Source organism: Rhodococcus sp. T7, assembly GCF_009872365.1.
Taxonomy (GTDB): Bacteria; Actinomycetota; Actinomycetes; order Mycobacteriales; family Mycobacteriaceae; genus Rhodococcus_F.
This window is the reverse complement of sequence record NZ_WXYH01000011.1, coordinates 85,494-106,523: the sequence shown is the minus strand read 5'-3', so window position 1 is coordinate 106,523 and position 21,030 is coordinate 85,494. Positions and strand designations below refer to the sequence as shown.

The window sequence follows — 21,030 nt, the reverse complement described above, 5'->3', positions numbered from 1 at the left end:
CGTAATAGCGACTTAGTGACCTGAGTCACAAACTTACGAGTACGTTGTACATCACAACATGCCCTTCGCGCCAGTGGCCGCCGTCCCCAATCGCCCCGAGGACGCCTCCCCGGTCGCCGGCGCGCGCGTGGTAGGCCACCATCACGTCTCGGGTCAGCGGCCGTACCCTGTCAAGCGCCGATGCCGTCGGGAGCGGTGTCCTCGCAGAGATGGGGGTCGGCATCGAATCTCATCGCTTTCCCGGCGTTGTCGTAGGTGGGCCAGCCGGGATCTCCATGGGTCGCGAAGTCGAGCCAGGTTCGATGCATCGCGTGGGTGAGCGCGTCGGGTGCGTCGTCGCCGATGAGGCCGCAGCATGCATCTGTGGTGTCGAAGACGAAGGGGACATCGAGGCCGTGTGCGGCGCCGTGCAGTGGTGATCGCCATGCGAATTCGTAGACGTAGGCGGGGCCCGGGTGACGGCGCGCGGTGCGGCGGCTCGGTGATCGGAACATCAGGTCCGTGTAGGCAGCTGTGAGTGCTTGTGCGGGCGTGACTGCCGGGTCGTGCAGACGGTGTCGTTCGAGAAGCGCTTCGGCATCGGGGTAGGTGGCGGCCAGCTCGGCTACGGCGTCGTGCGCGTCGAAGGCGGCGAACTCGTCGGCACCGAAACCGAGGTTGGCTTCCTCCAGCGTTGTGCCGATCAACAGGTCGACGCCGCGCGAGTGTGTGCTCGGAACTCCGACCGGGTCGGGGAGGACGTCGTCACCGGTGGCGGGGAGGAACAGCGCGCGACCGTGGCCCGGGTCGAAACCCTTGTCGTCGCGCAGGTCTGGGCGGGATGCCTTTCTGAGCAGGGCACCCTGCGCGCGCAGCAGATCGACGGCGGAGCATGCTCGGAACGCTCCGATTGTCGGGGAGGTGCCGAGCCGGGCGGCGAGTGCTTTCGTGAGTTCTTCGGTGAGCTCGAGCGGGCGGGCCATCTCGTCGTGGCCACTCTGGACGATCGCTCGCCGGAACAGTCCGGCGGCCGGCGGGGAATGCAGCAGGAACGCGACCGAGGTGCCGCCGGCCGATTCGCCGAAGACGGTGACGTCGTCCGGGTTCCCACCGAATCCGGCGATGTTGTCGCGTACCCAGCGCAGTGCTGCGATCTGGTCGCGCAATCCGATGTTCGTGACCTCCCCGCGCAGCGCGAGGAAGCCCTCCGCCCCGAGTCGGTAGTTGACGGTGACCAGGACGACGCCGTCGCGCGCGAACGACGTGCCGTCGAACGCCGGGGCGGTACCCGAGCCGATCATGAACCCGCCGCCGTGGAGGTAGACCATTACCGGAAGCCCAGTCGTGCCGGGGTCCGGTGTCCAGACGTTGAGATTGAGGTAGTTGCCGTCTCCGGTTACCCATCCGGGCCCGACCAGCGGTGCCAGAGACGCCTGAGCGGGGTGCAATGGCGGCTGGGGTGCGGTCGCGCCGTAAACAGTAGCGTCCCTGGTGCCTGTCCATCGTTCGGGCGGGCCCGGGGGTGCGAATCGGAGTTCGCCCGCCGGCGCTGCCGCGTAGGGGATTCCCAGGTAGCGGGCGACCCCGTCGGTGTGGTTACCGGAGAGTCGCCCTGCCTCGGTGTTCACGGTTCGGACGGTCATCAGCGGCGTCCCCTTTCGTATGTGCGCGTCACGCCGGATGGCCGGGCCGAGGGTGGTCGTTCGAATCGGTATTCCCCCAGCCCAAGCCTCCCACGGCGCTTCGGTGACGACATGATCGCGGCATCCGATCGCTCGACACTCGAGGAAAGCGGATCACACTTCGCGTCAGAACCAGCCTTTGCGCTTCGCCCAGACGAGCAGTGCCCCGGACATTGCGAGCATGACGAGCACGATCACGGCGACGGAGGGCCACTGCGTCCGTTCGTTCACGATGACGTTCATCCCGATGATCGAGGACAGGGCGGTGATCGGCAGCGTGACGGCCGCGATGACGGCGAGTCGCTCGGCGGCGACGGTCATCTTGGTGTTGGTGCGCGCCTGGTAGAACTCGATCGTGCCCTGCAGGTAATCCTTCTGTCCTCTGGCCATCACGGTCAGATGCTGGAACTGATCGACCGCATCGAGCAGGAGGTCCCGGCCCTTACCGGTACCGAATGCCTCGATGGTGACCATCCTGCCGTACACCTCCCCGCTCAACGCGGCCATGGTGCCGACCGTGAGCAGACCGTGCCGGACCCGGAACATCTCGTCGAGAAAGGTCTCCGGATCACCGAGGTGCCCGCCGGTGACCTGCTGCTCGAGCTTCCACACGTCCTTGGTCAGTTCGGCGGTGTAAGCACGCATCCGTGCCGTCAACGCGGCGAGGAGCGCGAACGACAACTCGAATGCCGTGCCGGGCCGCAATTTGCCCGACTCCAGCCTGCCCAGCACCACATTCACCTCAACCATCGCCGTCGAGGGATCGATCGCCGGATTCACGGGGCCGTGCACTGTCACCAGGTAGCGGGCACCGATGAACTGGTCCAGTTCGACGTAGTGCACGTGCCCGTGTGCGCCCGACTGCGGCGCGTGCAGAACCACGAAGAAATGGTCCACATACCGGTGCACCTTCGGCACCTGATTGCGGTTCATCGAATCCCCGACGGCGAGAGGATGAAAATCGAAGACGGTCGTCAACGTCTCGTGTGCCTGATCGTCCCAGGTCGGGATGTCCACCCAGACCAATCCGTCGGGCCGGTCGAGCAACTCTGTCAGTTCGGTCGCCGCACAAGAACGCACACCGTCGTCGGAGATGAAGCGGACGTCCATTTCGGCCTCCTCGCCATGACGCGCCGTCACCACTGTCATAGCATCCACAGCTGCCCGGAAAGGGCAAACTGTGGAGGTGACCGACGACGGGACTGCGCTGATCGTGGTGGATGCGGCGAACGTCGTCGGTTCGCGTCCTGACGGCTGGTGGCGTGATCGCGCCGGTGCGGCCCGCCGATTGCTCGTTCAACTGGGCGCCCTGGAACAGCATCTGGACCGGCCGGCCGAGGTGGTGGTCGTGATCGAGGGTGCGGCGAAGGCCGCGGTCACCGGGGAGCCGGATCGGGAATTCGACGGTCTGCGGGTGGTGGCGGCACCCGGTTCGGGCGACGACGCGATCGTCGACGTGGTGGCCGCGGCCGCCGAAGACAGCGACCGGCCGATCACCGTCGTTACCGCGGACCGTGGGCTCCGGGCCCGAGTCGAGGCGCTGGGGGCTCGGACGGTCGGTCCGCGGTGGCTCTTTGCCCGCATCGATGCCGAGCGTTCCTGACCGTCAGCGGTGCCGCGGCGATCGCTGCCCGTCGGGGGTGACCACGAGGTCGAGGATGCGGCCGCGGACCTTCTTCCGCGCCCATCCCCACCGTCCCTGGTCGGCCAGGGCGGCGTGGGCTGCGTTGTACCCGCACATCCCGTGGACACCACCGCCCGGGTGGGTGGCGGAACTGGCCAGGTACAGCCGGTCGATCGAGGTGTAGGGCCCGGACGAACCAGGCGTCGGGCGGAAGACCAGCTGCTGATACAACTGGGCGGTGCCGCCGTTGACGGCACCGCCGTGCAGGTTCGCGTTACTCGCCTCGAGGTCGCCGGGACGCTGTACATTGCGGCCGACCACGCGCTCGGCGAACCCCGGCGCGTGCGATTCGAGCATCGCATCCACGCGGTGCGCCAGCAGCTCCGCAGATTCGTCGTCGGTGATCCCCCGCGGCAGATGTGTGTAGGCCCAGGCGCTTTCGGTTCCTTCCGGGGAGCGGCTGGGGTCCGACGTCGTCATCTGGCCGAACAGCAGGAACGGGCGTTCCGGGATGATCCCCGTCGTCAGGTCGGCCATCCAGCGGACCAGCCCGTCGTCGTCGGCACCGAGGTGCACCGTTCCGGCGGATTCGAGGTTCCGGGACCGCCACGGAATCTTGCGGTCGAGTGCGTAATTCACCTTCACGACGGGGGTGTCCCATTCGAACTTCTCGAGGTCGGCGCGCACACCTGCGGGGACCACCGAGGAATCCAGCAGCCGTCCGTACAGTGCCGGCGCCGACACGTCGGCGAGCACGGCGCGGCGGGCCAGGTAGCGGTCACCGCCCGCCGTCCGAACGTGGGTGGCCGCTCCCCCACCTACCTCGATCGAGGTCACCTCCTCGCCGCAGCGGACCTGTGCGCCGTCTCGTCTCGCCCGCTCCGCCATCGCGGCCGAGAGTGCGCCTGCGCCACCGACCGGGACGACGTACCCGTCGTCCTGCGCGAGCATGGTCAGGAGATATCCCATGACCCCGCTTCCCGGCGCGTCGACGGGGGTGTCGGCGTGCATTGCGTTACCCAGCAACAACACTCGGGCAGCTTCGCCGTCGAACAATTCGTGCGTCATCCGGCGTGCAGGCAGCATGAGGAAACGCACGAACCGCAGGGCTTCCGCGGTGCCGAGCTGGGACAGCAGCCGTCGTGGTCCCCGGACGGGCGGGAACGGACGGAACAGCGTGTCGAGGAATGGCTCCTTGACGTCCTTCCACTGCTCGAAGAGCCGGAGCCACGCCTGCCCGTCCCCCGGTTGCCTGCGCTCGAGGTCGGCCGCGGTGTCGGCCGGATCCCGGCGGATCATCGGGGCATCGTCGTCGTCCGAGTGCCGGGGGTGCCCGACTGCGGCGGGGGCCTGGGTCCATCGCAGTCCCACTCCCCCGAGGTCGAGGTGCCGGATCGCCGGAGACACCGCCGCGAGCGGATAGAACGCGCTGAACAGGTCGGTGCGGAAACCCGGGAAGAGTTCCGCCGACCGCACTGCGCCGCCCGGCTCTGGTTGCTGTTCGAGGAGCACGACGTCCCAGCCGGCCGCGGCCAGGGTGGCCGTCGCGGCCAGCCCGTTCGGCCCGGCCCCGATGACGACGGCGTCGACTGTCTGCACGGTCACGATGTCAGGGTTTCGTGTTTCGCTCGGCGAGGAACGAAAGGCGGCGCAGGCACTCGAGATTGCGCGGGAGCACCGCCAGGTCCTGTGCCATCCGCGGAACCCAGGTCAACGGGGCGGAGGCCGCGACCTCGGACATCTGGAGGTGGCAACCGGATTCACGCGGCTCCAGGCGAAGACGCACAATCGCTTTGGTGGGGGTCACCTGCGCCAGCAGCCGGAGCTCACGGTTCTCCTCGGAGAGGAGCACCTCGGTGGAGTCGTCGATCAGTGCGGGCCAGGCGCCGACGGAATGGTGCAGACGGCTTCCCACCGCGGGCCAGTCGGCGGACACGGCACGCATCCGTGACGCCCCGACCACCCACGACGGGTACAGCCACCCGTTGGCGAGGACGGACCATACATCCGAAGCCGAAGCCGACGTGTCGCGATGTGCTTCGATGACGACCACTCCCTCGAATCGGTACCTGACGACTCTCCGCGCTTACCCTCCCCGGCCGCATCGAAAACGTGATGCGCGTCGCGGTGGCCACCGACCCCGGCCTGTGGTTGGCTCGAGCGCATGACTGCGGAATCCCTGTCTCCCACCGGAGCGGCGCTGTTCGACGTCGACGGCACGCTGGTCGATTCCAACTACCTGCACGTGCGGGCGTGGCAACGGGCGTTCCGGGAGGTCGGGCACGACGTGGACGCGTGGCGGGTGCATCGTGGGATCGGGCTGGATTCGTCGCTGCTCCTGGAATCGCTGCTCGGAGACGACGCGCAGACGCTCGGGGATCGTGCGAAGGACCTCCACAGTACGTATTACCTCGGCGCACGGGACAGCATGCGGCCGCTGGCCGGAGCCCGGGAACTGATTCGTGAACTGCACGGGCGCGGCGTGCAGGTCGTCCTCGCCACCTCCGCCCCAGAAGAGGAATTGGATGTGTTGCGGGAGATCCTGTCGGTCGACTCGTGCATCGCACACGCCACCTCGTCCGCGGACGTCGACGACGCGAAACCGGATCCCGGAGTGGTGCGGGCGGCTCTGGACCGTGCGTCCGTGTCCGCGGACTCCGCGGTGATGGTGGGTGACGCGGTATGGGACGCCGAGGCTGCGTCCCGGGCCGGTGTCACGTTCGTCGGTGTCCTCAGTGGCGGCATCTCCCGCGCCGAATTGACGGCAGCAGGCGCGGTGGCCGTGTTCGAGGACACACAGGACCTACTGGACCACCTCGAGTCCAGTCCGCTGTCGGAGCTCTGGGGGAACTAGGCGCCGCGCGACGACCACGCCTGCGCGATGTCGGGATACGCCTCGGCGATCTCGTCGACCCGATCGTCGCTCGCGTTGTCGATCTCGGCCCGATGGCGCTGCGCTGTCACCAGCGGCCCCTCCGAACCCGAACCGCCGGCCGGCGCGTTTGCCTCCCATTCGTGGATCACCTCGTCGAGGCGGAGGGCCACGAACTCCTTCTTGGTGTCACTCATCATCTGTTCCTTTCCGACGTTTCAGGCCTGCGCTCCGATTTCCTCCCCGGACGCGAACCGTGATTCCGAATCCGTGACCAGCCCGATCGACACGAGTGGGCGCGGGAAGATCAGATCGGTGAGGTAGGCGAGTGCGACCGCCCAGCGGTTGGCGGCGTTCGGCATGGCGTAGAGGTGATAAGCCCGGGTGACCACCTTCGCGAGGAACCCCGACAGCCGGATGCCGAAGGGATTGGCGACCGCGAACCCCGGGCCGAGATCCACGACGAGACCCATGTCGCGATGGGTGTACGGTTCCGCGTCACCTACGCCGAGGCTCGCGGCGACGTTGCGGGCGAGGGCCCGCCCCTGCCGGACGGCGTGCTGCGCGGTGGGCGGGGTGATCGATCCGCTGTTCTTCGGATCCGGAACGGCCGCGGCGTCGCCGCCCGCGAAGACGTCGGGATGCCCGTCGACCGACAGATCGGGGCGCACCGTCAATCTGCCCTTCTCGGTGGGCAATCCGAGCGTGTCGACGAGGGGGCTGGCGGTCACCCCCGTCACCCAGGCGACCGTCCGGGTGGGTATCACGGTTCCGTCGTCGAGGGTGACGTGCTCGGGTCCGAGTTCCGTCAGGGTGGTGTCGAGTCGCACGTCGATGCCACGGGAGCGCAGCACCTCCAGCACCTTGTCCCCCAGCTTCTCGCCCACCTCGGGCATCACCTTGTCGGCGGCATCGAGCAGCAGGAACCGGATTTTCGCGGGGTCGAGGTTGCGGCGGGACGCTGCTTCGTCGGCCAGGGCGCGGAGTTGGGCCATGAGTTCGGTGCCCGCGTAGGAGGCACCGACCACGACGACCGTCCGGCGGGCGTCGGCGACCCGGGGGTCGGTGTCCCGCTCGGCGAGTTCGATCTGGGTGAGCAGCTGGTCACGGAAGTACAGCGCCTCGGCCGGCGTCTTCAGTCCCCTGGCATGCTCGGCGAGGCCGGGAATGTCGAACAACCGGGTCACCGATCCGGGGGTGAGCACCACCCGGTCCCATGCCACCTGCTCCACGCCCTGCTCGCAGTCGGTGACGTGCACGGTGCGGGCCTCGAAGTCGACGGCGTCGACCCGGCCCGTCACCAGTTCGACGTCCGGCAGCGCCTCGGACAGTGGCACGGTGACGAACCGTGCGTCCAGGATCCCGCCCGCCACCTCGGGCAGGAGCGGTGTGTAGAGCATGTAGTCGTGGGGCGAGATCATGATGACGCGGGCGTCGGTCCCCCGGAGGCGCCGCGCCAGAGCGCGGGCGCACTCGAATCCGGCGAAGCCGCTGCCCACGACGACGATGCGAGTCGGCTCTCCAGCTGATTCCTGGGTCATACGGAACGCTTTCCCCAACCCCGCGTCGAACGAAACAATCCCCCGGTCACGACCGCGGCGGTGTGAGGACGGCGAATTCGGGTACTCGACCGGCGGAGAACGATCGACGGGATCGAATGCGAAGGGCGGGAACATGAGTGCGGCATCGAAAGTGATGTACAAACCGTTGGCGCTGGCTGCGAGTGTCGCCGGCGGACTGGCGGCGAGCGCCGTGTTCGGTCAGGTGTGGAAGCGTGTCGCAGGCGAATCCGAGGCTCCCGACCCCAAGGATCTGTCCCGCAGCACCCGCGAAGTGCTGATCGCGGCCGCCGTGCAGGGCATCGTGTTCGGCCTGGTCAAGGCGGCGGTCGACCGGGCGGGTGCCCAGGGGTACCGGAAGCTGGCCCACGCCGACCCCCGGTAGAGCGAGGCACTTGTCCCAGAACACCCCTAGGCTGAGCCGATGCGTACCCGTTTCGCGGAAAATCTCGACAGCCTGTCCGGCGATCTCGCTGCGATGTGCCGGCTGTCCGTCACCGCGATGTCGGAGGCGAGCGACGCACTGCTGCAGGCCGACCTCGAGCTCGCCGAGCACGTCATCGATGTGAGCGGCGAGCTCGACGATGCCGCGGCGCACTGGGAGAAACGTGCGTTCGCGCTCCTGGCGCTGCAGGCGCCGGTGGCTCACGATCTCCGATTCATGGTCGGCGGGCTCCACATCTCCGCGGATCTGCACAGGATGGGCGGTCTCGCGGTGCATATCGCGAAGATCGCCCGCCGGCGGCATCCCGACCACGTCGTCCCCGACGAGGTACGGGACGTGTTCACCGAGATGGGCACCGTTGCTGTCGCGCAGGCGAGGGAGACCGAACAGGTGCTGCAGCACCGCGACCCCGAGCGCGCCCGCGGATTGCTGACGGCGGACGAGGCGATGGACGACCTGCACCGCAGCCTGTTCACGATCACCCAGGCGGAGGACTGGCCGCACGGTGTCCAGTCGGCCGTCGACATCACCCTGCTCGGCCGCTTCTACGAGCGGTTCTGCGACCACACGGTGGAGATCGGCAGGCGGGTCATCTTCCTGGAGACCGGCAGTCTGCCCGAACAGTGAGAGCGCCGACCGGTCAGCTCAGCCCTTCTGCCGCCGCGACTGACGGCGTCGCACCCCGGGTGTAGACGTCGAGATGGAAGTCCGCGTCGCGGTACGACCCGACGCGGCGGAGGCCGTCGCGCGCCGCGACGGCGTCGTGCACCGCGCGGCCGGTCTGCGGGTATTCGGGCACCGGATGCTGCCAATGCACCGCCACGAGGGTGCCGCCCTCCTCCAGGGCGTCGACGGCCCGCCCCAGCACGATGCCCAGGTCTGCGGGCGTCAGGTAGTACAGCACCTCGCTGAGCACGACGAGGTCGAAGGTGCCTGCCGGCCACGGATCGAGGAGCGACGCCCGGTCCAGGTCCACCCGGTCGGCCACTCCCTCACGGCGCACCCGGTCCCGCGCGCTCGCCAACGCGCGAGGCACCACGTCCGTTGCGACGACCCGGTCGCAGCGTCTCGCCAACTGCGCCGTCAGTACCCCGATCGAGCATCCCGGTTCGCACGCCCGCCGATAGTGCGGACGGGGCAGCGCGGCGAGGGTGAGCGCATACTTGCGGCGCTCGTACCACCGGTCGTCGAACCCCCACGGGTCCGCCGATTCCGCGTACATCGACTCGAAGTAGTCGGGATCCATCGCGCTCACCACAGCACCCGTTCCGTCGTCCGCATCAGTCGCGCCAGCACCCACGGCGGGAGGATCGCGGCGTCCCGGGGGTCCTCGGACAGTGGCTGGATCTGGGTGCGGAATTCGTCGACGGCCCGGCGTTTGCGCGCCAGTATGTCGGGCGTCGGTGCCAGTGCGCGCATCCGGTTCCACGGCACCGATGCATCGGCCGGCCGGGCCCAGTGCCACATCCAGACCGGGTACTCCACCAGACGCTGGCCGGTAATCGAACATGCCTGCGCCGCAGCCCTTCCGGTGGCTTCGTGATCGGGGTGACCGTCACCCCGCCAGGTCGCGAGGACCCACACTGCCTCCCCGGCCCGGGCGGTCGCGGTGAGCACGTCGACGAGGCGCGTGGTGAGTTCGCGTTCGCGCGCACACACACCCCCGTCCGACAATCCGAGGCGGAGTGGTTCGCCGACGCTCAACAGCGCTGTCGCGCGGTTCGATTCGGCGATCCGCGCGGCCGCCAGCGCGGCGGGTGACAGGGTCGGCGACTGCGGATGCGACGCCCCGCCGTCGGTGACGGCCACGACCTGGACGGGAACACCGGCGGTCGCCGCGGTGGCCATCAGGGCGCCCACGCCGAGTACCTCGTCGTCGGGATGCGGCGCGACGACAACCAAGCGGTCGCATTCCGTGAGCGGTATCGGCGGACACCGGACGGAGGCCAGCCACGGCTGCCACACGTGCTCCGGGGTGCCCCGGCCGGCTACGGGTGTCTCCCGGAATCTGGTGGCGTTGTCCACGGTCAGTCCTCCCCCGCGACGAGTTCGCCGAGTGTCGCGAGATCGCGCTCGGCGTGGGATTGCCGGATGTAGACGAGCAGGTCCGCAACGTTGCGGGCATGGTCTGCGTCGGCCGCGAGCGGAGCGGCGCCCAGCGCGCGGCCGACACGGTCGATCACCTCGCTCGCGGTGCGCTCGACGAGCCCCCGCACCCGGAACGCACACACCTGGGCGGACCTTCGATCGAGCGGACCCGAGTCCACCTCCGCGGCCGCCGATTCGAGTGCCCATCGTGTCGCGCTGACGGCGACGTCGATCGCGCCGAGGTGCGCGAGTTGGTGACTGTCCGCCCGGCCGCCGCGCGCGCGAACCCGCAGCGGTTCCGCGACGGCGAGGGCGCCACCGAACCAGCACGCCGCCACCCCGATGCCGCCGTGCCAGAACCCTGCCCGGTCGAGGTAACGGTCCGCGGCGCCGACGGCTCGCGCGGGAACGCCGTCGAACGTCACCGTCTCGGTGTCCGTCGCCGCCATCCCCGGATTGCGCCAGCCCCCGTGACCCGGCGTGACCCCGGGTTCGCGAAGATCGACGGCGAACAGCCGGGGTTGCCCGTCGACGCGCGCCGTGACCAGGGCGTGCGTGCACATCGACGCTCCGGAGCACCACGCCTTCGTTCCCCGCAGTCGCCATCCGCTCGCGTCGCGGGCGGCGTCCAGGACCGGGTGTGGTGGTTCGCTGGCCCAGACGCCCCACCACTCGTCCCGGCCTGCGCGGGTGCCGTCGATCTCGGCGAGGATCGCGTCCGCGTCGGCGTGTGCCTCGAGCAGCCGGCCGACCGAGAGGTCGCGGCGGCACCACTCTGTGAGCTGCGCCCACCGGGCCGCGGTGAACCCGCCGCCGGGCAGCGGCAGTTCCGCGGCGCCCGAGCGGATGATCGCCCGCACGGCGGCGTGGGTCGGGCTGCTGTCGTGGGTGACATCGGTGCTCATCGGTCCTGCAGTCCCTCCAGGTAGGTGGCGAAGCCTTGTGGGGCGCGGGCGTCGGCTCGTGCCGACGTCTCCACCGGCGCGTCGATACTCCACACCACGTGCGCTCCGCGTTCGACCATCCGCTGCACCAGGTCCACGTCCTCGTGCGCGGGCAGGGCGGCGAACCCGCCCACCGCCCGGTACAGGTCCGCGGAGAATCCCAGGGACGCGCCGTGCACGTGTCCGTGGGCGGTTCCGGAGCGGTAGGCGCTGCCGTACCGCGACCGGACGTGGTCGGGCCACGCCGACCAGTCGGTGACCGTCACCGTGCCCGCCACCAGCTGCGCCCCGCGACTCGCGTGCTGCAGCTGGGAGGACAGCCAGTGCGCAGGAACGATCGAATCCGCGTCCGTGGTCGCGAACCATTCGTGTGGGCGCGCGGCGACCGAGTCGAAACCCGCGCGCCGGGCGGCGCCGACGTTCCGTGCACCCAGCACCACGACCTCGACGTCCGCCGCGCGGGCGACGGCCTCGCTGCCGTCGGTGCAGCCGTCGAGCACCACCACCGTCGTGACCGGCACCGGCACCTGCCGGGCGGCGGTCTGCACCCCGTCGAGGCAGCACGACAGCAGTGCTTCCTCGTCGTGGGCGGGCACGACCACCGTGATGTGTTCGACGCGCATGACGTCCCTTCCGCTCAGCCACTGTTCCGGGTTCAGCAAGTACCCAGTCCGTCGGCGGCGGAACCACCGCGGGCCCGATTCGGGATCGCCCTGCGCGGGTAACCTCCCGCCATGAATGCCGCGGACAGCCCCCGCTACCGGAAGATCGTGCTCACCGTGGACGGCGAGGAACGGACCCTCGACGTGGACACCCGCACCACCCTGCTCGACGCGCTCCGCGACCACCTCGGGGTCACCGCGCCGAAGAAGGGCTGCGACCACGGTCAGTGCGGTTCGTGCACCGTCCTCCTCGACGGCAGGCGTGCCACGTCCTGCCTGACGTTCGCCGTCGCCCACGACGGTGCCCGCGTCGTCACCGCGCACGGTCTGGCCGACGGCGACGTGTTGCATTCCGTTCAGCAGGCGTTCGTCGAGCAGGACGGACTGCAGTGCGGCTACTGCACGCCCGGTCAGATCTGTTCGGCAATCGGCATGTTGGACGAGTTCCTGGCCCTGCAGCCGAGTGCCGTCACCGAGAACCTGACCGCTCCGCCCGAACTCACCGACGACGAGATCCGGGAACGGATGAGCGGGAACCTCTGCCGGTGTGGCGCCTACCCGAACATCCTCGCGGCGATCCGGCAGGCGGCGGAGGCGTGATTCCCTTCGATTACGAGCGGGCCACCGACGTCGACAGCGCCGTCGCCACCGTCACGGCCGACCCGCGGGCGGCGTTCCTCGCCGGGGGCACCAACCTGGTGGACCACATGAAACTCGGGGTGGCGGGGCCGCATCTCCTCGTCGATGTGAGCCGACTCCCCCTCGACGGCGTCGAGGCACTTCCCGACGGCGGGCTTCGCATCGGCGCCGCGGTCCGCAACAGCGACCTCGCCGCGCACGACGTCGTGCGGGCCCGGTACCCGATGCTGTCGCGCGCGCTCCTGTCCGGTGCGTCGGGACAGCTGCGCAACCTCGCGACGACCGCGGGAAACCTGCTCCAGCGGACCCGCTGCGTGTATTTCCAGGACGTCACGACGCCGTGCAACAAACGCGAACCCGGCACCGGCTGTTCCGCGCTCGGTGGTTACGTCCGCTACCATGCCATTCTCGGTGCCTCGGAGCACTGTGTCGCCGTGCATCCGTCCGACATGGCCGTCGCGATGACGGCCCTCGACGCGGTCGTGGTGGTGCGCGACACCGGCGGGGAACGGCGGATCCCGCTCCGCGAGTTCTACCGGCTTCCCGGGGACCGGCCCGACCTCGACACCGTCCTGCGGCACGGCGACCTCGTGACCGCCGTGGAGTTGCCCCCACCGCCCGCCGGGAACCGGTCCGCGTACCGGAAGGTGCGGGACCGGGCGTCCTTCGCGTTCGCCGTTGTGTCGGTGGCCGCCGAACTGACCATCGACGACGCGTCGATCACGTCGGCGCGGGTCGCGCTCGGTGGGGTCGCACACCGGCCCTGGCGCGCCACACGCGCCGAGGAGGTCCTGCTCGGGTCGCCACCCACGGAGGACACATTCACCGCGGCGGCCGAATCGGAACTCGCCGCCGCACAGCCGCTTCCGGGCAACGAGTTCAAGGTCGTGCTGACCCGCCGGGTACTCGTGTCGGTACTCCGGTCTCTCGCCGAGGAGGCGTACCGATGACGCTCGTCGAGCCGAAAGTGATCGGAACCCCCGCCGAACGCCTCGACGCCCACGACAAGGTGACCGGGACGGCGTCGTACGCGTTCGAGCACACCGTGGCCGACCCGACATATCTGTACCCGATCCTGTCGACGATCGGCCGCGGCCGGGTCACCGCCATGCACACGGCCGACGCGGAGGCCCTGGACGGGGTGCTCGCGGTCCTGACGGTGTTCGACGCGCCCCGTCTCGCGGACACCTCGGACGGGGAACTGACGATCCTGCAGGACCCCGAGGTCCACTTCCGCGGCCAGTTCGTCGGCGCGGTGGTCGCCGAATCACCGGAAGTCGCCCGGCACGGTGCGGGCCTCATCCGTGTCGACTACGACGAGGCACCCCACGACACCGACTTCCGTTCCGACCGAGGCGATCTGTACGCCCCCGACGACGTCAACGCCGGGTTCCCGACCGACACCGACGACGGCGATGTCGAGGCCGCACTCGCCGCCGCATCGGTCACGGTCGATCAGGTGTACTCCACCGCGATGGAACACAACAATCCGATGGAACCGCACACCACCATCGCCCGGTGGACCCCGGGCGGCAGCGGACCGGTTCTGACACTGCATGATTCGACGCAGGGCGTCCATTCCGTGCGGCAGACCCTGGCACCGCTGTTCGGACTCGAAGTCGAACAGGTGCGGGTGATCGCCCCGTACGTCGGCGGCGGGTTCGGGTCGAAGGGACTGCCGCACGCGCACAACGTGCTGGCGGTGCTGGCGGCCCAGCGGACGGCCGGACGGCCGGTGAAGTTCGCGCTGACCCGGCAGCAGATGTTCGCCCTCTCCGCGTATCGCACCGCCACGGTGCAGCGCATCCGGCTCGGCGCGGACGCCGACGGACGGCTGACCGCGCTCTCCCACGAGGCGATCGAGCAGTCCGCGAAGATCAAGGAGTTCGCCGAACAGTCGGCGGTCCCGTCGCGGATGATGTACTCCACGCCGAACCGGCACACCGCCCACCGTCTCGCGGCCCTCGACGTGCCCGCCCCCTCGTGGATGCGTGCGCCCGGCGAGACGCCGGGCATGTACGCGGCCGAGGTGGCGATGGACGAACTGGCCGTGGCCTGTGAACTGGATCCGGTCGAACTGCGGATCCGCAACGAGCCCGACGTCGACCCGAGTTCGGGCCGCCCGTGGTCGGGTCGACGCCTCACCGACTGCCTGAGGGAGGGCGCCCGGCGTTTCGGGTGGGCGGACCGCGACGCGACGACGCGGTCACGGTCGGACTCGGAGTGGCAGGTGGGGTTGGGCGTGGCCTCCGCGACGTACCCCGCGAACACCACGCCGGGATCGGTGGCCCGGATCGTGTACGAATCCGACGGCACCTACACCGTGCAGATCGGTTCGGTCGACATCGGCACCGGGGCGTGGACGGCGCTCACCCAGATCGCCGCCGACGCGCTGGGGTGCCCGCTGGACTCGATCGTCCTGCAGATCGGTGACACGAACCTTCCGCCTGCGACGGTCGCCGGGGGCTCCACGGGAACCACGTCCTGGGGCAGTGCGATCGTCGCGGCGGCCCGCGCGTTCCGGGACCAATACGGCACCACCCCGGTCCCGGGTGCGGAGGCGAGTGCGGGGACCCTCGACAATCCCGACGCCGAGAGGTTCGCGCTCCATTCGTTCGGCGCCCATTTCGTGGAGGCGCACGTCCGCCGCGACTCCTGCGAGATCCGCGTCGAACGCATGCTGGGCGTGTTCGCGATCGGCCGGGTCGTCAACGCCCGGACGGTGCGGTCGCAGCTCATCGGCGGCATGACGATGGGGGTGTCGATGGCTCTGCACGAGAGCAGCGTGAACGACCCTCGGTTCGGCCACGTCGTGACCCAGGACCTGGCCTCCTATCACGTCAGCACACACGCCGACATCAGGTATCTGGACGCGGTGTGCCTCGACGACGTCGACGAGCACGCCGGTCCGACGGGGTCGAAGGGCGCCGGAGAGATCGGCATCGTCGGGGCCGCGGCCGCGGTGGCGAACGCGGTGCATCACGCCACCGGGGTCCGGGTGCGGAAGGTGCCGATCCACCTGGACGATCTGCTGCCGGGGTGACCGGCCGGGCTACTGCACGCCCCACGCCTGTGCGAGTGAGGTACGCAACTGACCTTTCATCGCGCGGATCTTCTGGATGTCGGTGGCCTTCGGTGCGAGTCCGTCGAGCACGAGTTCCATGAAACGACGGCGGTTGACGCCGAATCGTTCCAGCAGTTCCGCCGCGCTCGCACCGCCGAACGGCGCCCATTGAATCGCGAAACTGATCATCCAGCGTGCATCCGAGCTCACCGAGTGCATCTGCGCGAGCAACTCGCACCGGCGCAGCGCCAGGCGCAGCCATTCGGTGCCGAACGCTTCTTCCGGTTCGCCCACGGTCTCGGTCGCCACGGCGGTCATCGCGGATCACCGGAGCGGACGGCGAACACCGGCAGCTGTTCCGCTGTCGACGCCGGACGGAACTCGACCCGGACCGGGCAGTCGGACGGTGCCGGGATGTCGCCGTCGATCCAGGTGTACACCCACGGACCTTCGTCGAGTTCGACGATCGCGATCGTGCAGGGGGCGCGGCCACGGTCGATGCCGCTGTGCCCTCGGTCGACCACCTTCGAGGACACGATCGACCCGACTCCGCACGACGGGACCCGTTCGAGGTTCGAACCCTGGCAGGCGGAGCACGTGGCCATCAACGGCGCGAGCAGGGTCGTGCAGTTGAGGCACCGCTGGATCATCAGTTCGCACTTCTGTGCGATTCCTTGCCAGCGGGTCATATTTTCGGTGGTCACGCCGTCACCCCCACGAGATCCTGCCCCACCGCGTCGCATGCCACATGTTTCCCCCCGGTCCACTCGAGACACCGGTCGGCGGTGTGCACCCGACGGAGCGTCGGGGGCAGTGGAAGTTGGGGGTCGGGCTTTCGGTGCATTCGGGGATCAGTGGACATCGGGGGCCTCGGTCTGGAGCCGGAGTGGGGGACGTGTATGAGCATCCCGTCCGCAGCGCGGAAGTACAGCGGCTGAACTACCCGGAGACATACCTATTTCGCCCCGCGCGGGGCGAGGTCAGGGGTGCGGGTCCTGCGCGTTTTCGACGATCCACGCCGCGATCTGGGTGCGTGAGGTGAAACCCAGTTTCGCGAGAATGTGCTCGACGTGCCCCTGCGCCGTGCGCTGGGAGATCACCAGCCGTGCCGCGATCGCCTTGTTGGTCAGCCCCTCGGCGACCAGTTCGGCCACCTGCGATTCGCGCCGGGTCAGGTGCGTCGTCCCGTTCGACGACGCCGCGGCGTCGGGTCGCCGCTCGTCCAGCGCGAGCCCGACCGCGTCGTCGAAGGACGTGTGCATGCCATGGTCGAACGCCGCGTCGAACGCGCGGTCCCCGATCACGGCTCGTGCCTGCTGCTCACATTCCGCGTGGTGGACGAGCAGGTTCGGGTAGACGGTGCTCGGGTTGCCGACGGCCCGTGCGACGGCCGCCGCGGCACCCATCAGTTCAGCGGCGTTCCGGGCCCGGCCGGAGCCGACGGCCACCCACGCGAGCACCTCGAGGGCCCCGCAGGCGCTGATCCGGTCGTCCACCAGATGCGACAGCCGCAGTCCCTGCTTGACGTAGTCGTCGGCGAGGGCGAGGTGCCCGCGCTGCCATGCCGCCATTCCCGCCGCCCACAGCGACCAGCCGCGATACACCGATTCGCCGTGGGCCTCGGTGAGCGCGAAGATCTCGGATCCGCACATCTTCGCGACCGCACCGTCGCCCTGCATGCCGCTGACCAGCGCCACCCCGAGCAATCCCCACGCCAGTTGGAGCAGGCTGCCCCGGTCGCGGAACACGGGCAGCGCCTCCTCGAAGCATGCCCGCGCCCGCGGCAGGTCGCCGGCGAACATGGCGCAGCACCCGGCGGCATGCATCACGAGGGCGCCGAGGACCGTGTCGCCGTTCCGTTCGGCGAGGACGGCCCCCTCGTCGACCAGTGCCTTCGCGGCCTCCCGGTCGCCGTGCATGCCCGCGAGCACACCGTCGACGTACAGCGCCTCGATCCGTTCCCGGCTCGCGCCGCCCGGGTGCCGTCCCAGCAGTTGCCCGAGCCAGCGGCGCCCCTCGCGGAGCTGTCCCCGGGCACGCCAGTACGGATACAGTGCGGCGGCGGTCCGCAGTCCCGGTTCGGACTCCCCCGGCTCGGTCAGGCAGAAATGCAGCGCGGCCCGCACGTTCAGCTTCTCCGCGTCGAGCCGGCCGATCCACATCACCTGCCGCGGTCCGATCCACTCGGCCTCGCACCGCACCACCAACTGCTCATACCAGTCGCGGTGCCGCCTCCGCAGCGACACGAGCTCGCCGGTCTCCTGCAGTTTCTCCCGGCCGTAGTCGCGCACCGTCTCGAGCAGGTGGTACCGCACCGCCGGCCCGACCTCTTCCCGGATCAGGATCGACTTGTCGATCAACGACGCCACCACGTCGAGGACGTTCTCGACGGGCAGGTCGCCGGCGCAGATTCCCTCCACCGCGTCCAGTTCGAAGCCGCCTGCGAACACCGACAGCCGCGCCCACAGCTCGCGTTCCTCCACGGTGCACAGTTCGTGACTCCAGTCGACGCACAGCCGCAGAGTCTGCTGGCGGCTCGGCGCACCCCGCGACCCCACCGTCAGCAACCGGTAGCGGTCGGTCAGTCGCTGCAGGATCTGTTCCGCCGACATCACCCGCAGCCGCACCGCCGCCAGCTCGATCGCGAGCGGCAACCCGTCCAATTGGCGGCAGATCCGGGCCACGGCCACATGGTTCTCTTCGGTGAGTTCGAACTCCGGCACCGCGGTGGCCGCCCGCTCGACGAACAGCGTCACCGCCTCGTACTGCGGCAGGGCCTGCAGGGAGGTGCGTTCGGGTTCCGGCACCGTCAGCGGCGGCACCCGGAGCACCGCCTCCCCGCCGATCGCCAGCGGTTCCCGGGTCGTCGCGAGGATCCGTAACTCCGGGCAGCTCCGCAGCAACGTCTCCGACAGCGCGGCGGCCGCGGCGACCACGTGCTCGCAGTTGTCGAGTACCAGCAGCAGTTGCCGGTCGGCGAGGTACTCGGTCAGCAGCACTTCCGGGTTCCCCGTGCGCTGCTCCCGCAGTCGCAGCGCTGACGACACCGCGTCGACGAGTGTGGTGTCGTCGTCCAGTTCCCCCAACTCGACCAGCCACACACCGTCCTCGAAGGCGCGGCTCGCATCGGCGGCTACCCGTAACGCAAGCCGGGTCTTCCCGACACCCCCGATCCCGGCGAGAGTCACCAGACGGGACACGGACAGCAGGCGTCGCGCCTCGGTCACCTCACGGCGACGGCCGACGAAACTCGTCAGTTCGTGGGGCAGGTTTCCCACTGTGCCCTTCACTGCCGCCGGCATCACACCGTCACTCTCGACTCGCAGCCCCCTGCGCACACGGTACTCCCGGTGCGCGGGGGCAACGCCGCTTTCGGCTGCGCGTCCGCGAGTCTCGACGGACCCGCGATCACCGCGTCCAGCGGGTGGGCGCCCAGCGGCCGGTGTAGGACCGGATGCGGCCGGCGCGCCGGGGCTGACGCAGCGCGCCGGCCTCGGTCAGGCTGTGCGGGATCATCGCGATGCGCGTGCCGTCGACCACGTATCCGGCGCCGGTGACGAACATTCCGGCCGACGCACACAGATACGACGCCACCGCCGCGACTTCCCGGTCGTCGGGGCCGGGCGCCGCGAAGTCCGGTTCGACCGCGGGCACCACCACCGAATTGACGGTGATCGAATAGCGCGCCAGCTCGGCGGCGAGCAGACCGGTCAGCCCGCCGAGACCCGAAGAGGAGGTGGTGACGTTGACGATCCGTCCGCCCCCGCCGCCGGCGATCATGTACCGCACGGCGCGCTGGATGCACTCGACGGCCGTGCTGCCGGGGCAGCTGACGAGGACGCCGATTCCGCCCAGGTCCCGGGCGAACTCGTCGACGGCGGTGGCGGAGCCGGGCAGGTCGGCCAGATCCATGCGCTGCACGGCCGCGCGCACCGATCTGGTTTCGACGTCGGCGGCCGTGGCTTCGGCGCTGTCCCGGTCCGCGGCGTACGCGAGGCCCACGTCGAAACCGTCGTCCGCGAGCGCCAGTGCGACGGCTCGGCCCATCGGCGAATCAGATCCCGTCACGACTGCGGTGCGTGTGCTGGGGTGCATGGCTTCGGAATACCCCCTGGTAGATCCGCTCAAACTCTCAACATTTTCGGACTGCGCACGGGCAGAACACAATCCGGCGACGAGCCACAGGTGGCCCGCCGCCGATCGACACCCCGCCGGGTCAGCAGTTGGACGGTGCCGGGTCGCCGCGGAAACGGGCGTCGAGGTAATCGAGGGCGGTCGGCAGGCCCAGGACGGCCGTGGTCAGGTGATCGGGACTCGGGAAGAGGTCCGACTGCACCTTGGCGCCCGCGGCGCAGTACCGGGCGATGGTCGCTTCGATCGAATCGACCGGGATGAGCACATCGGTCGGGCTGTGCCATTCGAAGATCGGTGCGGTCGGAACGCCCGGGTACAACTCGACGCTGTTCTCGTTCAGCACCTCCCAGGCCTGCGGACTGCTCATAAGGTCGGTGGTCTTGGCGACCTCCGTGGCGCTGCGGCCGGCGCCGGCCGCGAGAATGCCGTTGGTGCACGCGTTGACCATCTCGTCGCGCATCGCCAGTCCGCGGTCGTTGAGTTGCTCGCTGATCGGGAGCTTGTCCGGGTACTCCCGCTCGAGTCCGAGCGCCGCCGCCATCGCGAGACCGAACGCCGGATGCGGTTGCATGCCGAGACCGTTGGCCATCTTGCCGATGTTCATGGGCACACCGCCCTCGGCGACGCCGACGATGTTCAGTTCCGGGGCGTACGTCGGTGCGAGTGCCGCGGCCCACGCCGAGGCCATGCCGCCGCCGGAGTACCCGGCCAGCGCGACCGGGCTCTCCGCCACTGCCAGTTCCGGCACCCGCTGCACCGCGCGGATGCCGTCGAGTGTGATGGTTCCGCCGAGCCGGGCAGCACCGTAGGCACTGTTCGGGCCGAGGTGGTCGGGCAGCGCGACGGTCCAGCCACGCTGCAGTGCCAGGTTCAGTGCCGGTGCCTCCTTGATCTGGAGGTCCGGGTCGTTCGAGTACAGCGTCCGCGACGGCGCGCACCCCGGCCCGAGCGCGTTGATGATGTGCTGATACGACAGCAACGGCCCGTTCACCGGCCGGTTGCGCGGCACCAGCACGGTGGTCACCGACGCGATCGGGTGGTCCTCCGAGTTGGTGGTGCGGTACTTCACCTGCCAGACGTCGGTGTCGGGGAAGGCCAGCAGCGGCGGCATCGGACGGACCGCGAGCGGCTCCCCGACCGCGGCCTCCGCCAGACCCTGTGGCTGCCCGTAGAACGGATCCGGGTCGGAGGCGGGATAGATCGGCAGGGCGGCGGCGACTCCGGCGTTCGCGATCGCGGCGCAGGCGACGAAAGCGGCACACAGAGCGCTCGCGGTGAGGCTCGTGATACGTGAGCGCTTCATGTCGCCTCCTGTTGTGGGGGTAGAGATCGATTGTT

Annotated in this window: 22 protein-coding genes; 7 read left to right on the top strand and 15 right to left on the bottom strand. The window is 69.6% G+C overall.

Features of this window, described 5'->3' with window-relative positions; genetic code table 11:
- Positions 1-170: 170 nt before the first annotated feature.
- Complete coding sequence (locus tag MLGJGCBP_RS01660; RefSeq protein ID WP_160093816.1) at positions 171-1,622, bottom strand: carboxylesterase/lipase family protein; 1,452 nt, start codon at positions 1,620-1,622, stop codon at positions 171-173.
- A gap of 165 nt (positions 1,623-1,787) precedes the next feature.
- Positions 1,788-2,771, bottom strand: a complete 984-nt coding sequence (locus MLGJGCBP_RS01655; protein ID WP_087557417.1) for a magnesium transporter CorA family protein — start codon at positions 2,769-2,771, stop codon at positions 1,788-1,790.
- 76 nt (positions 2,772-2,847) lie between these two features.
- Here MLGJGCBP_RS01655 and MLGJGCBP_RS01650 point away from each other — a divergent pair, with 76 nt between their 5' ends.
- Positions 2,848-3,264 carry an NYN domain-containing protein gene (locus MLGJGCBP_RS01650; protein WP_087557564.1) on the top strand — a complete coding sequence of 139 codons (417 nt, stop codon included), beginning with the start codon at positions 2,848-2,850 and terminating at the stop codon, positions 3,262-3,264.
- Between the two features lie 3 nt (positions 3,265-3,267).
- On the opposite strand, the gene MLGJGCBP_RS01645 is transcribed toward MLGJGCBP_RS01650, so the two are convergent.
- Both MLGJGCBP_RS01645 and MLGJGCBP_RS01640 read right to left on the bottom strand, forming a co-directional pair.
- Complete coding sequence (locus MLGJGCBP_RS01645) at positions 3,268-4,890, bottom strand: phytoene desaturase family protein (protein ID WP_160093815.1); 1,623 nt, start codon at positions 4,888-4,890, stop codon at positions 3,268-3,270.
- 4 nt (positions 4,891-4,894) lie between these two features.
- The gene (locus tag MLGJGCBP_RS01640) at positions 4,895-5,338 is read right to left on the bottom strand and encodes an SRPBCC family protein (protein WP_087557419.1); all 444 of its coding nucleotides are present in this window, start codon (positions 5,336-5,338) and stop codon (positions 4,895-4,897) included.
- A gap of 111 nt (positions 5,339-5,449) precedes the next feature.
- On the opposite strand from MLGJGCBP_RS01640, the gene MLGJGCBP_RS01635 reads away from it, so the two are divergent.
- The gene (locus tag MLGJGCBP_RS01635) at positions 5,450-6,139 is read left to right on the top strand and encodes an HAD family hydrolase (RefSeq protein WP_160093814.1); all 690 of its coding nucleotides are present in this window, start codon (positions 5,450-5,452) and stop codon (positions 6,137-6,139) included.
- On the opposite strand, the gene MLGJGCBP_RS01630 is transcribed toward MLGJGCBP_RS01635, so the two are convergent.
- Entirely contained in the window at positions 6,136-6,354 is a 219-nt protein-coding gene (locus tag MLGJGCBP_RS01630; protein WP_087557565.1) for a hypothetical protein, read from the bottom strand. The genes MLGJGCBP_RS01635 and MLGJGCBP_RS01630 overlap by 4 nt on opposite strands.
- A 21-nt stretch (positions 6,355-6,375) precedes the next feature.
- On the bottom strand, positions 6,376-7,698 hold the full coding sequence (locus tag MLGJGCBP_RS01625; RefSeq protein ID WP_160093813.1) for an NAD(P)/FAD-dependent oxidoreductase: 1,323 nt from the start codon (positions 7,696-7,698) through the stop codon (positions 6,376-6,378).
- 133 nt (positions 7,699-7,831) lie between these two features.
- Here MLGJGCBP_RS01625 and MLGJGCBP_RS01620 point away from each other — a divergent pair, with 133 nt between their 5' ends.
- Both MLGJGCBP_RS01620 and phoU read left to right on the top strand, forming a co-directional pair.
- Positions 7,832-8,101: a DUF4235 domain-containing protein gene (locus tag MLGJGCBP_RS01620; protein ID WP_087557421.1), complete on the top strand. Its 270-nt coding sequence runs from the start codon at positions 7,832-7,834 to the stop codon at positions 8,099-8,101.
- Positions 8,102-8,140: 39 nt separating this feature from the next.
- Positions 8,141-8,788, top strand: a complete 648-nt coding sequence (gene phoU, locus MLGJGCBP_RS01615) for a phosphate signaling complex protein PhoU (RefSeq protein WP_160093812.1) — start codon at positions 8,141-8,143, stop codon at positions 8,786-8,788.
- Between the two features lie 13 nt (positions 8,789-8,801).
- Here phoU and MLGJGCBP_RS01610 read toward each other — a convergent pair whose 3' ends face one another.
- From MLGJGCBP_RS01610 to MLGJGCBP_RS01595, 4 genes are read right to left on the bottom strand one after another with little or no spacing between them, the layout of a single operon-like run.
- Entirely contained in the window at positions 8,802-9,407 is a 606-nt protein-coding gene (locus MLGJGCBP_RS01610) for a class I SAM-dependent DNA methyltransferase (protein WP_236580872.1), read from the bottom strand.
- 5 nt (positions 9,408-9,412) lie between these two features.
- On the bottom strand, positions 9,413-10,186 hold the full coding sequence (locus MLGJGCBP_RS01605; protein WP_160093810.1) for a PIG-L deacetylase family protein: 774 nt from the start codon (positions 10,184-10,186) through the stop codon (positions 9,413-9,415).
- A 2-nt stretch (positions 10,187-10,188) separates the two neighbouring features.
- Positions 10,189-11,154, bottom strand: coding sequence for an acyl-CoA dehydrogenase family protein (locus MLGJGCBP_RS01600; RefSeq protein ID WP_160093809.1), 966 nt, complete (start codon positions 11,152-11,154; stop codon positions 10,189-10,191).
- Positions 11,151-11,816, bottom strand: a complete 666-nt coding sequence (locus MLGJGCBP_RS01595; RefSeq protein WP_087557426.1) for a glycosyltransferase — start codon at positions 11,814-11,816, stop codon at positions 11,151-11,153. The genes MLGJGCBP_RS01600 and MLGJGCBP_RS01595 overlap by 4 nt, the downstream gene beginning before the upstream one ends.
- A gap of 111 nt (positions 11,817-11,927) precedes the next feature.
- On the opposite strand from MLGJGCBP_RS01595, the gene MLGJGCBP_RS01590 reads away from it, so the two are divergent.
- Genes MLGJGCBP_RS01590 through MLGJGCBP_RS01580 form a run of 3 tightly spaced genes read left to right on the top strand, consistent with a single transcriptional unit; the run spans position 11,928 to position 15,537 of the window.
- Entirely contained in the window at positions 11,928-12,455 is a 528-nt protein-coding gene (locus MLGJGCBP_RS01590; RefSeq protein ID WP_087557427.1) for a 2Fe-2S iron-sulfur cluster-binding protein, read from the top strand.
- Entirely contained in the window at positions 12,452-13,444 is a 993-nt protein-coding gene (locus MLGJGCBP_RS01585) for an FAD binding domain-containing protein (RefSeq protein ID WP_160093808.1), read from the top strand. The genes MLGJGCBP_RS01590 and MLGJGCBP_RS01585 overlap by 4 nt, the downstream gene beginning before the upstream one ends.
- Complete coding sequence (locus tag MLGJGCBP_RS01580; RefSeq protein ID WP_160093807.1) at positions 13,441-15,537, top strand: xanthine dehydrogenase family protein molybdopterin-binding subunit; 2,097 nt, start codon at positions 13,441-13,443, stop codon at positions 15,535-15,537. Before MLGJGCBP_RS01585 ends, MLGJGCBP_RS01580 begins: the two co-directional genes overlap by 4 nt.
- 9 nt (positions 15,538-15,546) lie before the next feature.
- Here the strand turns inward: MLGJGCBP_RS01580 and MLGJGCBP_RS01575 are convergent, their stop codons facing one another.
- The 5 genes from MLGJGCBP_RS01575 to MLGJGCBP_RS01555 all read right to left on the bottom strand — a co-directional run bounded on the left by MLGJGCBP_RS01575 (position 15,547) and on the right by MLGJGCBP_RS01555 (position 20,995).
- On the bottom strand, positions 15,547-15,876 hold the full coding sequence (locus MLGJGCBP_RS01575) for a hypothetical protein (RefSeq protein WP_087557430.1): 330 nt from the start codon (positions 15,874-15,876) through the stop codon (positions 15,547-15,549).
- Positions 15,873-16,262, bottom strand: coding sequence for a Zn-ribbon domain-containing OB-fold protein (locus MLGJGCBP_RS01570; RefSeq protein WP_087557431.1), 390 nt, complete (start codon positions 16,260-16,262; stop codon positions 15,873-15,875). Before MLGJGCBP_RS01570 ends, MLGJGCBP_RS01575 begins: the two co-directional genes overlap by 4 nt.
- Before the next feature lie 276 nt (positions 16,263-16,538).
- Entirely contained in the window at positions 16,539-18,896 is a 2,358-nt protein-coding gene (locus MLGJGCBP_RS01565) for an ATP-binding protein (protein ID WP_160093806.1), read from the bottom strand.
- 70 nt (positions 18,897-18,966) lie between these two features.
- Positions 18,967-19,653 carry an SDR family NAD(P)-dependent oxidoreductase gene (locus MLGJGCBP_RS01560; protein WP_160093805.1) on the bottom strand — a complete coding sequence of 229 codons (687 nt, stop codon included), beginning with the start codon at positions 19,651-19,653 and terminating at the stop codon, positions 18,967-18,969.
- A 121-nt stretch (positions 19,654-19,774) separates the two neighbouring features.
- Positions 19,775-20,995, bottom strand: a complete 1,221-nt coding sequence (locus MLGJGCBP_RS01555; RefSeq protein WP_160093804.1) for a lipase family protein — start codon at positions 20,993-20,995, stop codon at positions 19,775-19,777.
- Between the last annotated feature and the right edge of the window lie 35 nt (positions 20,996-21,030).